This window comes from gamma proteobacterium symbiont of Lampromicra miyakona, from assembly GCF_059730895.1.
This window is the reverse complement of record NZ_AP035932.1, coordinates 145,009-158,638: the sequence shown is the minus strand read 5'-3', so window position 1 is coordinate 158,638 and position 13,630 is coordinate 145,009. Positions and strand designations below refer to the sequence as shown.

Annotated in this window: 7 protein-coding genes, 4 tRNA genes, 3 rRNA genes and 1 riboswitch; of the genes, 3 read left to right on the top strand and 11 right to left on the bottom strand. The window is 54.6% G+C overall.

Annotation, left to right across the window (positions count from 1 at the left end; all coding sequences use genetic code 11):
- Window positions 1–97: 97 nt before the first annotated feature.
- Window positions 98–196 carry an ilv operon leader peptide gene (gene ilvL, locus AC6I8P_RS00755; protein ID WP_071813600.1) on the bottom strand — a complete coding sequence of 33 codons (99 nt, stop codon included), beginning with the start codon at window positions 194–196 and terminating at the stop codon, window positions 98–100.
- Between the two features lie 328 nt (window positions 197–524).
- Between ilvL and AC6I8P_RS00750 the strand changes: the two genes are divergently transcribed.
- Window positions 525–2,045 (top strand): YifB family Mg chelatase-like AAA ATPase, encoded by a 1,521-nt coding sequence (locus tag AC6I8P_RS00750; protein ID WP_481657218.1) that lies wholly within the window; start codon window positions 525–527, stop codon window positions 2,043–2,045.
- Window positions 2,046–2,073: 28 nt separating this feature from the next.
- Here AC6I8P_RS00750 and AC6I8P_RS00745 read toward each other — a convergent pair whose 3' ends face one another.
- Window positions 2,074–2,412 (bottom strand): MaoP family protein, encoded by a 339-nt coding sequence (locus AC6I8P_RS00745; RefSeq protein WP_021507919.1) that lies wholly within the window; start codon window positions 2,410–2,412, stop codon window positions 2,074–2,076.
- Window positions 2,413–2,533: 121 nt separating this feature from the next.
- Here AC6I8P_RS00745 and hdfR point away from each other — a divergent pair, with 121 nt between their 5' ends.
- Window positions 2,534–3,355: an HTH-type transcriptional regulator HdfR gene (gene hdfR, locus AC6I8P_RS00740; RefSeq protein ID WP_031279770.1), complete on the top strand. Its 822-nt coding sequence runs from the start codon at window positions 2,534–2,536 to the stop codon at window positions 3,353–3,355.
- A 104-nt stretch (window positions 3,356–3,459) separates the two neighbouring features.
- Here hdfR and AC6I8P_RS00735 read toward each other — a convergent pair.
- The 9 genes from AC6I8P_RS00735 to btuB all read right to left on the bottom strand — a co-directional run bounded on the left by AC6I8P_RS00735 (window position 3,460) and on the right by btuB (window position 12,131).
- A tRNA-Trp gene (locus tag AC6I8P_RS00735) sits at window positions 3,460–3,535 on the bottom strand.
- A gap of 8 nt (window positions 3,536–3,543) precedes the next feature.
- Window positions 3,544–3,620: transfer RNA gene (locus tag AC6I8P_RS00730), tRNA-Asp, on the bottom strand.
- A 100-nt stretch (window positions 3,621–3,720) separates the two neighbouring features.
- A 5S ribosomal RNA gene (gene rrf, locus AC6I8P_RS00725) occupies window positions 3,721–3,836 on the bottom strand.
- 203 nt (window positions 3,837–4,039) lie between these two features.
- Window positions 4,040–6,944, bottom strand: a 23S ribosomal RNA gene (locus AC6I8P_RS00720).
- Window positions 6,945–7,142: 198 nt separating this feature from the next.
- Window positions 7,143–7,218: transfer RNA gene (locus AC6I8P_RS00715), tRNA-Ala, on the bottom strand.
- Window positions 7,219–7,367: 149 nt separating this feature from the next.
- A tRNA-Ile gene (locus AC6I8P_RS00710) sits at window positions 7,368–7,444 on the bottom strand.
- Window positions 7,445–7,518: 74 nt separating this feature from the next.
- Window positions 7,519–9,060: ribosomal RNA gene (locus AC6I8P_RS00705) — 16S ribosomal RNA — on the bottom strand.
- The 16S, 23S and 5S rRNA genes sit together here with 4 tRNA genes alongside, the layout of an rRNA operon.
- Before the next feature lie 394 nt (window positions 9,061–9,454).
- A complete protein-coding gene (murI, locus tag AC6I8P_RS00700; RefSeq protein WP_040679621.1) occupies window positions 9,455–10,306 on the bottom strand; it encodes a glutamate racemase in 852 nt (283 codons plus the stop codon).
- The gene (gene btuB / locus AC6I8P_RS00695; RefSeq protein WP_150059713.1) at window positions 10,251–12,131 is read right to left on the bottom strand and encodes a TonB-dependent vitamin B12 receptor BtuB; all 1,881 of its coding nucleotides are present in this window, start codon (window positions 12,129–12,131) and stop codon (window positions 10,251–10,253) included. The genes murI and btuB overlap by 56 nt, the downstream gene beginning before the upstream one ends.
- 68 nt (window positions 12,132–12,199) lie before the next feature.
- A riboswitch (cobalamin riboswitch) is annotated at window positions 12,200–12,381 on the bottom strand.
- Between the two features lie 112 nt (window positions 12,382–12,493).
- Between btuB and trmA the strand changes: the two genes are divergently transcribed.
- Window positions 12,494–13,597, top strand: a complete 1,104-nt coding sequence (trmA, locus tag AC6I8P_RS00690; RefSeq protein ID WP_136547370.1) for a tRNA (uridine(54)-C5)-methyltransferase TrmA — start codon at window positions 12,494–12,496, stop codon at window positions 13,595–13,597.
- Window positions 13,598–13,630 lie beyond the last annotated feature (33 nt).

Below are 13,630 nucleotides of genomic sequence, written 5' to 3'. Positions count from 1 at the left end.
TAATCTGTTCCTCGCTGATTCGCTGATATTTCGTCTGGTCGAAAAAAAACCCCCGGACCTTACGGTGCGGGGGTTTTTCGAATTCCAGGCTTGATTTTTAAGCCTTTCTTTCTCCAAGCGTAGCCCCGCACGGTGGGTTAATAATCACCACCACGCTAATCACGACTAGGCTAATCACTTGTAGAAGGGCTTTCATGTGTCGTCTGTTTTTTCGTTAGTTCGAAGTAATACCTACAGAGTTACCATAGTTAGCAGGGGATTTACAATAATTTTCATCGGAAAATTTTATGACGCGCGCAGCTGACGTGCGTTATCGCTTTGTAAGTAAAAGGTTATTCGCATTTGTGATAATTATTCATTACGCCCGCGACGCAACCGTTATTTTGCTTTTGCGATCTGGCTGCGAAAATTAATGAACAGGATGAAAAGCGCAGCGATTTTCCTGAATACCGCTTCAGGATGATAGTTTCAGCGGTCGCCGTGTGGATTTTTTTCAGCAAGGATAAAGGCAACAAGGAGCGGTTATGTCTTTATCGAAAGTATTAACACGCGCGGCGCTCGGAGTGCAGGCTCCACTGGTGACGATTGAAGTGCATATCAGCAACGGTCTGCCAGCATTGACACTGGTAGGTCTGCCGGAAACCACCGTCAAAGAAGCCCGCGAACGCGTGCGCAGCGCCATTATTAATAGTGGTTTCACCTTTCCGGCGAAGCGCGTCACCATTAATCTCGCACCAGCTGATTTACCTAAAGAGGGTGGGCGCTACGACCTGCCGATCGCTATCGCCATTCTCGCGGCCTCAGAGCAGCTGCCAGGCGATAAGCTGGCCCATTATGAGTTCCTGGGTGAGCTGGCGCTAAACGGCGCGCTGTGTGGCGTTCAGGCCGCGATTCCTGCTGCCATGGCGGCGCTGCAGGCCGGACGTCAGATGGTCTTAGCGGAGCAGAATCAACAGGATGTCGGCCTGATACAACAGGGTGAAACGCTGGTGGGCAAGCATCTGGTGGAGATCTGCGCTTTCCTGCATAACCAGACGGCGCTGACGGTCGCCCATTACCAGCCTGAAACGGTGCCGCACGAGCAGCAGGACCTGAGCGATATTATTGGCCAGCAGCAGGGACGGCGCGCGCTGGAAATCACCGCCGCCGGTGGCCATAACCTGTTGCTGCTGGGCCCGCCCGGCACCGGTAAGACCATGCTGGCAACCCGATTGCCCGGCATTATGCCGCCGCTGGATGACCAGGAAGCGCTGGAGTGCGCCGCAATTGCCAGCCTGGTCAGCAGCGGTACGCTACATCATCAGTGGCGTAGACGGCCGTTCAGAGCGCCTCATCACAGCGCATCGCTGTATGCGCTGGTCGGCGGAGGATCCCTGCCGCGGCCGGGCGAAATTTCGCTGGCGCACAATGGGGTGCTGTTTCTTGATGAACTGCCCGAGTTTGAGCGCAAAGCGCTGGATGCGTTACGCGAACCGATTGAGGCCGGTGAAATCGCCATTTCCCGTTCCCGCGCCAAAGTCACTTTCCCTGCGCGCTTTCAGCTGATTGGTGCAATGAATCCCAGCCCGACGGGCCATTATCAGGGGAATCATAATCGCTGCACGCCGCAGCAGGTGCTGCGCTATCTCAGCCGGCTGTCTGGCCCGTTTCTGGATCGCTTCGACCTGTCGCTGGAGATTCCGCTGCTACCGGGCGGCTCGCTTAGCCAGAAGCAGCAGCACAGCGAAACCAGCGCGCAGGTGCGCGCCCGCGTACTGGCCGCCCGGGCGATACAGATGGCACGCGCGGGCAAAGTGAATGCGCAGCTGTCGAATCCGGAGATCGCCCGTGATTGTGTGTTACAGCAGCAGGACGCGGAATGGCTGGAGGAGATCCTGAATGCACTGGGATTATCGGTGCGTGCATGGCAGCGCATCTTAAAGGTGGCGAGAACCATCGCAGATTTAGCGGGTGAACGGCAGATTACGCGTCAGCATCTGCAGGAGGCGGTGGGATATCGCAGTATCGATCGTTTACTGATTTACCTGCATAAAAGCCTGGAATGACAACGGGGCTGAAATCAGCCCCGTCATGTTAATCGTCGCTATCGCTGAAGTCTTCCACCGTGTCCATCTGCGGTTTACCGCCGGACAAGGTATGAAAACGTTTCGGACGCTTGATACGTGCAGTGTATTTTGACCAGACACGTTCAGCCTCAGTCTGCGGCTCACGCAGACCACGACAGACTTCAATAAACAGACGCTCTTCTTCGGTCTCCGGATCGCGCTTAGCGAGATCCAGTTCGTTGAAAGCGTATCCGTGGCGTTCCAGAAGCTGAGCTTCTTTAATGGTGAAGTCACCATGACGCGAAAAACCACGAGGGTAATGTTTGTTATCAAAGAAACGATTAGTTGTTGCGAAGCTGTCCGCCATCTTACACGCTCCTGATTCTCATATGGCCGTGCTATTTATGGCGCGGAGTATTAGATAGGCTTGACAGAGTGTAAAACAAAACATTTAAATCAGTACGACAAACATTTTTTGGGAGAATGCTGTGGATACGGAATTACTGAAAACTTTCCTCGAAGTGAGCAGAACGCGTCATTTCGGGCGTGCTGCTGAAGCGCTTTACCTCACGCAATCTGCCGTTAGTTTTCGCATCCGTCAGCTGGAAAATCAGCTGGGCGTTAATCTTTTTACCCGTCACCGCAATAATATCCGGCTGACTTCAGCAGGCGAGCGCTTATTGCCCTACGCTGAGAGCCTGATGAGTACATGGCTGATGGCAAAGAAGGAGGTTTCGCATACCCAGCAGCACCATGAGCTATCAATCGGTGCCAGTGCATCGCTCTGGGAAGCGTATCTTACGCCCTGGCTGCAGACGCTATACGAGAACCGGGAGAGCCTGCATCTGGAAGCACGTATTGCTCAGCGCCATTTGCTGGTCAAGCAGTTACATGAGCGCCAACTCGATTTGCTGATCACCACCGAAGCGCCAAAAATGGATGAACTCACCAGTCAGCAGATCGGTCATATTTCACTCGCGCTCTTTCGCGCACGCAAAACTGAAAAGCGTGAAAAATATGATTACATCAAACTCGAGTGGGGCGCGGATTTCCATCAGCATGAAAGTTATCTTTCCAGTGATGACGTACCGGTATTAACTACCACTTCAGCACATGTGACCCGCGAATTGCTGCATACCACGGGAGCCTGCGCTTTTTTACCTGATTTCTGGCACGGCATTTACAGCGATTTGATGGTTATTCCAGACACACCTGTCGCAGTGCGACCGTTATATGCGGTATGGCTGCAGAATAGCGATCAACAGGCACACATTCGGCAGCTGCTTAAATATCCGGTCCTGACTCACTGAAGCAATAATTGAGGGAGTTTGAGTGGAAGAAATGAAACTCAGGCTCTTGCCTGTGCCGAATTTCAGGCAAAAAAAATCCTTTGCCGAAGCAAAGGATTATTTTCTGGCAGGGGCGGAGGGACTCGAACCCCCAACACCCGGTTTTGGAGACCGGTGCTCTACCAATTGAACTACGCCCCTAATTAGGGTGGCGGAACGGACGGGGCTCGAACCCGCGACCCCCTGCGTGACAGGCAGGTATTCTAACCAACTGAACTACCGCTCCACCGATTCTGTACTGATATCAGACCGTCGCTGATTTCAGGTGTTTCGCCCTTTCCGCGTCACCGGGAAGGTCATGACCCGATTAGGGGTCTTAAATTGATGCCTGGCAGTTCCCTACTCTCGCATGGGGAGGCCCCACACTACCATCGGCGCTACGGCGTTTCACTTCTGAGTTCGGCATGGGGTCAGGTGGGACCACCGCGCTGTTGCCGCCAGGCAAATTCTGGTGCACGAAACGAATCTTTTTCACTGATGCCGCGTTGGCCGCGCTCGCAAAGTCAGTCACATACTCGTGTATGCTCCTTCCTTTTCTTCGCCCTGCCGCCTCGCCTCAGCGCAAAATCTTTCGTTTCCGCTAATTTTTCCGTCACAAGCTGAAAATTCTTTCTGTCTCTCGGCTTAAAACGCCTCTGGCGTTGTAAGGTTAAGCCTCACGGGTCATTAGTACCGGTTAGCTCAACGCATCGCTGCGCTTACACACCCGGCCTATCAACGTCGTCGTCTTCAACGTCCCTTCAGGACCCTCAAGGGGTCAGGGAGAACTCATCTCGGGGCAAGTTTCGTGCTTAGATGCTTTCAGCACTTATCTCTTCCGCACTTAGCTACCGGGCAGTGCCATTGGCATGACAACCCGAACACCAGCGGTGCGTTCACTCCGGTCCTCTCGTACTAGGAGCAACCCCCCTCAATTCTCCAGCGCCCACGGCAGATAGGGACCGAACTGTCTCACGACGTTCTAAACCCAGCTCGCGTACCACTTTAAACGGCGAACAGCCGTACCCTTGGGACCTACTTCAGCCCCAGGATGTGATGAGCCGACATCGAGGTGCCAAACACCGCCGTCGATATGAACTCTTGGGCGGTATCAGCCTGTTATCCCCGGAGTACCTTTTATCCGTTGAGCGATGGCCCTTCCATTCAGAACCACCGGATCACTATGACCTGCTTTCGCACCTGCTCGAGCCGTCACTCTCGCAGTCAAGCTGGCTTATGCCATTGCACTAACCTCCTGATGTCCGACCAGGATTAGCCAACCTTCGTGCTCCTCCGTTACGCTTTGGGAGGAGACCGCCCCAGTCAAACTACCCACCAGACACTGTCCGCAGCCCGGATTACGGGCCTACGTTAGAACATCAAACATTAAAGGGTGGTATTTCAAGGTTGGCTCCACGCAGACTGGCGTCCACGCTTCAAAGCCTCCCACCTATCCTACACATCAAGGCTCAATGTTCAGTGTCAAGCTATAGTAAAGGTTCACGGGGTCTTTCCGTCTTGCCGCGGGTACACTGCATCTTCACAGCGATTTCAATTTCACTGAGTCTCGGGTGGAGACAGCCTGGCCATCATTACGCCATTCGTGCAGGTCGGAACTTACCCGACAAGGAATTTCGCTACCTTAGGACCGTTATAGTTACGGCCGCCGTTTACCGGGGCTTCGATCAAGAGCTTCTCCTTGCGGATAACCCCATCAATTAACCTTCCGGCACCGGGCAGGCGTCACACCGTATACGTCCACTTTCGTGTTTGCACAGTGCTGTGTTTTTAATAAACAGTTGCAGCCAGCTGGTATCTTCGACTGGCCTCGGCTCCGGGAGCAAGTCCCTTCACCTACGCGCCAGCGTGCCTTCTCCCGAAGTTACGGCACCATTTTGCCTAGTTCCTTCACCCGAGTTCTCTCAAGCGCCTTGGTATTCTCTACCTGACCACCTGTGTCGGTTTGGGGTACGATTTCGTGTTACCTGGAGCTTAGAGGCTTTTCCTGGAAGCAGGGCATCAGTTACTTCACCGCCGTGGCGGCTCGTCGTCACGCCTCAGTGTTAAAGAAGACCGGATTTGCCTGGTCTTCACACCTGCACGCTTAAACCGGGACAACCGTCGCCCGGATAACCTAGCCTTCTCCGTCCCCCCTTCGCAGTAACACCAAGTACAGGAATATTAACCTGTTTCCCATCGACTACGCTTTTCAGCCTCGCCTTAGGGGTCGACTCACCCTGCCCCGATTAACGTTGGACAGGAACCCTTGGTCTTCCGGCGAGCGGGCTTTTCACCCGCTTTATCGTTACTTATGTCAGCATTCGCACTTCTGATACCTCCAGCATGCCTCACAGCACACCTTCAGCGGCTTACAGAACGCTCCCCTACCCAACAACACATAGTGTCGCTGCCGCAGCTTCGGTGCATGGTTTAGCCCCGTTACATCTTCCGCGCAGGCCGACTCGACCAGTGAGCTATTACGCTTTCTTTAAATGATGGCTGCTTCTAAGCCAACATCCTGGCTGTCTGTGCCTTCCCACATCGTTTCCCACTTAACCATGACTTTGGGACCTTAGCTGGCGGTCTGGGTTGTTTCCCTCTTCACGACGGACGTTAGCACCCGCCGTGTGTCTCCCGTGATAACATTCTCCGGTATTCGCAGTTTGCATCGGGTTGGTAAGCCGGGATGGCCCCCTAGCCGAAACAGTGCTCTACCCCCGGAGATGAGTTCACGAGGCGCTACCTAAATAGCTTTCGGGGAGAACCAGCTATCTCCCGGTTTGATTGGCCTTTCACCCCCAGCCACAAGTCATCCGCTAATTTTTCAACATTAGTCGGTTCGGTCCTCCAGTTAGTGTTACCCAACCTTCAACCTGCCCATGGCTAGATCACCGGGTTTCGGGTCTATACCCTGCAACTTAACGCCCAATTAAGACTCGGTTTCCCTTCGGCTCCCCTATGCGGTTAACCTTGCTACAGAATATAAGTCGCTGACCCATTATACAAAAGGTACGCAGTCACCTAACAGGTAGGCTCCCACTGCTTGTACGTACACGGTTTCAGGTTCTGTTTCACTCCCCTCGCCGGGGTTCTTTTCGCCTTTCCCTCACGGTACTGGTTCACTATCGGTCAGTCAGGAGTATTTAGCCTTGGAGGATGGTCCCCCCATGTTCAGACAGGATACCACGTGTCCCGCCCTACTCGTCGGACTCACAGCTCATGCATCTTCGTGTACGGGGCTGTCACCCGGTATCGCGCGACTTTCCAGACGCTTCCACTGATGCACAAGCTGATTCAGGTCCTGGGCTGCTCCCCGTTCGCTCGCCGCTACTGGGGGAATCTCGGTTGATTTCTTTTCCTCGGGGTACTTAGATGTTTCAGTTCCCCCGGTTCGCCTCGTTTGACTATGTATTCATCAAACGATGATGCACAGAGTGCACCGGGTTTCCCCATTCGGACATCGACGGCTGTAGCGGTTCATATCACCTTACCGTCGCTTTTCGCAGATTAGCACGTCCTTCATCGCCTCTGACTGCCAGGGCATCCACCGTGTACGCTTAGTCGCTTAACCTCACAACCCACAGGCGTTTTGCAACGCTGCGGACTGCAAGCATTTGAGAGACCCGAACGCATCGTGATTTCATTCTTATTACGGAGAATGAATACGACGCGTCGTTTCAAATTTTCAGCTTGTTCCGGATTGTTAAAGAGCAAATACTTCGCAGCACACCGTCGCCGGTATACTCTGAAGTAAGTTTCAGTACTGTAATGGTGGAGCTAAGCGGGATCGAACCGCTGACCTCCTGCGTGCAAGGCAGGCGCTCTCCCAGCTGAGCTATAGCCCCATACAGTCACTGCAGAGACCATCTACATCCACTCACCAGGAGTCACGTTTCTCACACGGGAAATGTGATTTCGTCTCAGGCAAGGCATGTTTTCGCGAAGCATAGTGAACTATGCGAGCCGGAAACATAACGCGGCATGAGAAGAAATCTGGTAGGCCTGAGTGGACTTGAACCACCGACCTCACCCTTATCAGGGGTGCGCTCTAACCACCTGAGCTACAAGCCTGTAGAGGTTTTTTCTGCTCGTTACTTTTCTATCAGACAATCTGTGTGAGCACTTCGCGGGAAGGTATCTTCAGGTAAGGAGGTGATCCAACCGCAGGTTCCCCTACGGTTACCTTGTTACGACTTCACCCCAGTCATGAATCACAAAGTGGTAAGCGCCCTCCCGAAGGTTAAGCTACCTACTTCTTTTGCAACCCACTCCCATGGTGTGACGGGCGGTGTGTACAAGGCCCGGGAACGTATTCACCGTAGCATTCTGATCTACGATTACTAGCGATTCCGACTTCATGGAGTCGAGTTGCAGACTCCAATCCGGACTACGACGCACTTTATGAGGTCCGCTTGCTCTCGCGAGGTCGCTTCTCTTTGTATGCGCCATTGTAGCACGTGTGTAGCCCTGGCCGTAAGGGCCATGATGACTTGACGTCATCCCCACCTTCCTCCGGTTTATCACCGGCAGTCTCCTTTGAGTTCCCGGCCGAGCCGCTGGCAACAAAGGATAAGGGTTGCGCTCGTTGCGGGACTTAACCCAACATTTCACAACACGAGCTGACGACAGCCATGCAGCACCTGTCTCAGAGTTCCCGAAGGCACCAAAGCATCTCTGCTAAGTTCTCTGGATGTCAAGGCCAGGTAAGGTTCTTCGCGTTGCATCGAATTAAACCACATGCTCCACCGCTTGTGCGGGCCCCCGTCAATTCATTTGAGTTTTAACCTTGCGGCCGTACTCCCCAGGCGGTCGACTTAACGCGTTAGCTCCGGAAGCCACGCCTCAAGGGCACAACCTCCAAGTCGACATCGTTTACGGCGTGGACTACCAGGGTATCTAATCCTGTTTGCTCCCCACGCTTTCGCACCTGAGCGTCAGTCTTCGTCCAGGGGGCCGCCTTCGCCACCGGTATTCCTCCAGATCTCTACGCATTTCACCGCTACACCTGGAATTCTACCCCCCTCTACGAGACTCAAGCCTGCCAGTTTCAAATGCAGTTCCCAGGTTAAGCCCGGGGATTTCACATCTGACTTAACAGACCGCCTGCGTGCGCTTTACGCCCAGTAATTCCGATTAACGCTTGCACCCTCCGTATTACCGCGGCTGCTGGCACGGAGTTAGCCGGTGCTTCTTCTGCGGGTAACGTCAATCGGCAAGGTTATTAACCTCACCGCCTTCCTCCCCGCTGAAAGTACTTTACAACCCGAAGGCCTTCTTCATACACGCGGCATGGCTGCATCAGGCTTGCGCCCATTGTGCAATATTCCCCACTGCTGCCTCCCGTAGGAGTCTGGACCGTGTCTCAGTTCCAGTGTGGCTGGTCATCCTCTCAGACCAGCTAGGGATCGTCGCCTAGGTGAGCCATTACCCCACCTACTAGCTAATCCCATCTGGGCACATCCGATGGTGTGAGGCCCGAAGGTCCCCCACTTTGGTCTTGCGACGTTATGCGGTATTAGCTACCGTTTCCAGTAGTTATCCCCCTCCATCGGGCAGTTTCCCAGACATTACTCACCCGTCCGCCACTCGCCACCCAAAGAGCAAGCTCTTCTGTGCTGCCGTTCGACTTGCATGTGTTAGGCCTGCCGCCAGCGTTCAATCTGAGCCATGATCAAACTCTTCAATTTAAGTTTGATTTGCTGCAACCAGTGCAGCGATGCTCTGTGAATTAAACTTCGTAATGAATTACGTGTTCACTCAGCAAAGACTTGATATTTTTTACGTCCGGAGACGCTGATATCAATCCTGCGAGTGCCCACACAGATTGTCTGATAAATTGTTAAAGAGCAGTGCCGCGATTTCTCAAGCGGCGCGGGATGCGTATATTACGCTTTCCGCTTTCTCAGTCAAGCATTTATTTTTGCTTTTCTGAAGGTTGCCGTGAAAGGCCACCTCACTAACAGGGCGCTTCGTAAGCCGTTGTGCCGTGTCAGTGGAGGCGAATTATAGGGAGTTCTTTCGGGCTGACAAGGGCTAAATGCAAATTAATTTTCGAGTGCTGTTTTTTTCGGCGAAAGCCCGTCAAATCGCCAGTTTTTCCAGCAGCGGGAAGCCATAACGCTGCAAAACCGGTGATAATTGCACCACTTCGTCATCCATACGCGTACAAAATGCCACATTCTGTCCGCTGGAACGCGCCTGAGGCGCTTCGTGCTCTAACAACCAGGCGGTGCGCCGTGCAATCGCTGCGCCCGAATCCACCAGCCGGGTGCCATCAGGCAACACCTGCTGCAGCTCTTCACGTAACAGCGGGAAATGGGTACAACCCAGCACCACGGTATCCGGCGGCTCTTTCATACGCAGCCACGGTTGTACTGCGCGACGCACATCGTCCAGCGACACCGTTTCTCCGTGCAGTTTGGCTTCCGCCAGTTCAACCAGTTCCGCCGAGCCCAGCATTTCGATTTTACATTCGCGCGCAAACTGCGCCACCAGCTCATGGGTGTAAGGCCGTTTCACCGTGCCGCGCGTGGCCAGCAGGCCGACCACGCCGTTACGCGTCAGACGGGCCGCCGGTTTAATCGCCGGCACGACGCCAACGACCGGGAACTCAAAGCGCTGACGCAATGCTGGCAGGGATACAGTACTGGCGGAGTTACAGGCGATGACCACTAAAGCCAGCGGCACGCGCTGCACGATAGCCTCCACCACCGCTACGACCCGCTCAACAATGTACTCTTCGCTTTTTTCACCGTAAGGGAAGCCGGCATTATCGAAGGCATAGAGATAGTGCAGGCCCGGCAGCAGTTGCCGGACCTCATCATAGACGGAGAGCCCACCGACACCGGAGTCAAACACCAGCACGGTGGGGCGCAGATCAGAAGCTGTAGCTGGCGCTGAGATAGTACTCCGTTCCTGGAGTTTGATAGCCATACACTGTCTCGTAGTCTTTATCGAACAGGTTGGCAATTCTACCACGAACGGTGAGCTGTGATGTGACCGGATACGAAACTGCCAGATCCCATAAACTTACACCGCCCAGTTTGACGCGCTGCGGGGTAAAGGAGTGGTTGTAATCCGTATCATAGCGATCGCCGAGATAATGATAGGTCAGTGACCAGTCAAACTCATAAATCGTCCAGTCGAGCTGGTATTTCACCTGCTGCTTCGCACGGCGCACCAGCGGTTGATCGGTTTCAGCATCGCGCGCATCAACATAATCGTAAGAAATCTGATGGCTAAGCGGACCGGTATCGAACGACGCCGTGGCTTCTACGCCCTTAATGCGCGCTTTATCGATGTTGTAATAGATATAGGTGGTGGGATCGCTATCAATCAGATTATCGATATCGTTACGATAACCGGATACGCGCCAGTTTACCGGCCCGGTCAGGCCAGAGAAGCCCGCTTCCCACTGTTTACTCTCTTCCGGCTTCAGGTCGCTGTTGCCATAAGAACCATACAACTGGCCGAGACGAGGCGCTTTATACGCCGTCGCGTAATTGGCAAACACGCTATAGCCATCAACAAACGCCCACGACGCCCCGCCCTGCCAGGTGCCGTGCCAGCCAAACTGGCTGTTGTCGTCACCGCGTACCGCGCCTTCCAGCGTTACGCTGCCCAGCTGCTGCTGGGTGGTGGCATAGATGCCGGTGTTACGCAGTTCGGTGCTGTCAGCCACGTAAGCGGTGCCGGGTTCCGTGGTCTGTTTCTGCCAGTCCACACCCGCGCTTACGCTGCCCTGCGCCACCTGCAACGTATTGCCCCACTGCACATTGTACTGCTTGCTGTCATCCAGCGTGGTCGACGGGCCGTAGCGGCCTGTACGCGGATCATAGTTATAGTCTTTGCTGCGGCTGTAGCTGGCGATCAGCTGCGTCGAATAAATGTCGTTGCTGTAACGCAAGCCGCTGTCCCAGGTCTGGCTGTAGAGCTGGCGGGTATCGTTTAATCCGTTGATGTTAAAACTGTTATCGTAGCTGTAGGTGCCGTCGTAGGCCGTACGGTTGTCAAAACCGTAGCCGCGAACAAAGCCGCTCAGCCCGTCACTGAACTGGTGCTCCAGCGCGCCATACAGTGTCTTGTTCATGAAGCCATCGCGATCTTTCTGCGCCGGATCGCCATACACATCCGGCAGGTTTGCCACCACATCATAGCCGCGCGTATAGGTGTAGTTGCCCGCCATGGTCAGCGTCGTGGCTGCGCCCAGCTGCTGCTGGGTAGAACCTTCATAGTTTTGATAGCCTTTCGAGCCCACGCCCGCGCTCAGCGTCGTGCCCGGCTTATCACGACCGGTGATGATGTTCACCACGCCGCCAATCGCATCGGAACCATACACCGCCGAGCGCGCACCGCGCACATATTCGATGCGCTGGACCAGAGAAAGCGGAATCTGGCTTAAATCAGACGATCCGGACACACCCGCCTGGTTTAGCCGGATACCGTCGATGAGTATAAGTACGTGGCTGGAGTTGGTGCCGCGCACAAACAGCGAGCTCAACTGGCCGAGGCCACCGTTCTGCGCGATGTCCACGCCAGGCAGGCGACGCATGACGTCCGTCAGGCTTTTCGCCTGCCAGCGATCGATATCGTCGCGGGTCACGACTGTCGTCGGCGCGAGAACGGAGGAAACCGGCTGCAAAAACCGGTTGGCGGTAACGATTTGCGTATCATCATTCTGCTGCGCGTAGCCAGATTGCGCCCAGAGCGACAACGCCGTTGCACTAAAGGCAAACAGCGAAGCATGTGTTGTTTTCATTGTTATAGCATCCAAAAGACGAAGCAGGATGCCGCAGGTCCGGGATCGATAGCACGCGATGATCTCAGAAGTTGCGACGTCACACCGGCAGGTCTTCGGGCTGGGAATCATAAGTGGTGAAGACTTCCCATCCGCGAGGACAGTGTCTGCAATTGCGATCACCACGACATTCTTTTACCGCTGCGCGTCAGCTCCAGATTCACACTGGATTCCCTTTTAACTCAAGGAGGCCGGCAGCCGCAGTCTACGTTTAAGAAGGCCGGAAATCCAGACTGCCAGCCTTCCTGCACTGTCCGGGACTGGACATCAGCAGGTGAATGCCTACAATCGCCCGGCAGGCAGGCTTAACACCAGGATTGAAGATGACACCCGAACAACTCCCGATTGAACAATACGACGCGCAACTGGCGGAAAAAGTCAGCCGCTTACAGGCGATGATGGCCCCCTACGCAGCGCCCGACGTGGAGGTGTTCCGCTCGCCGGTCAGCCACTATCGTATGCGCGCCGAATTCCGCATCTGGCACGACGGTGACGAGCTCTATCACATCATCTTCGATCAAGAGACCAAACAGCGTATCCGCGTCGATCAGTTTCCGGCGGCCAGCCAGTTGATCAACACGCTGATGCCAAAGTTGATCGCCGCGATCCGCGATAATCGCGCGCTGCGTTTCAAACTGTTCCAGATCGATTATCTCTCCACCCTGAGCAACCAGATCGTGATCTCGCTGCTGTATCACCGCAAGCTGGAAGCCGACTGGACCGAAGCCGCGACTGCGCTGCGCGATAGCCTGCGTGCAGAAGGGTTTGATGTGCAACTGATTGGCCGTGCCACGAAAACCAAAATCTGCCTCGATCGCGATTACGTCGATGAGCGCCTGCCGGTGGCCGGTCAGGAGATGATCTATCGTCAGGTGGAGAACAGCTTCACCCAGCCGAATGCGGCGATGAATATTCAGATGCTGGAGTGGGCGCTGGACGTGACGCAAGATTCGCGCGGCGATCTGCTGGAGCTGTACTGTGGTAATGGCAATTTTTCGCTGGCGCTGGCGCGTAACTTCCGCCGCGTACTGGCGACGGAAATCGCCAAACCGTCGGTGGCTTCGGCGCAGTACAACATCGCGGCCAACCACATCGACAACGTGCAAATTATTCGTATGGCAGCCGAAGAGTTTACCCAGGCGATGAACGGCGTGCGCAGCTTCAACCGTCTGGAAGGCATCGATCTCAACAGCTATCAGTGCGAGACCATCTTTGTCGATCCGCCGCGCAGCGGGCTGGATGATGAGACGGTGAAGATGGTGCAGGCCTATCCGCGTATTCTCTATATTTCCTGTAATCCGCAAACGCTGTGCGACAACCTCAGCGTACTGAGTGCCACGCATAACATCACGCGGCTGGCGCTGTTTGACCAGTTCCCTTACACCCACCATATGGAATGCGGTGTGTTACTGACGCGCAAAGCCTAAAAAAACGGGAACCCTGCGGTTCCCGTGATTGTT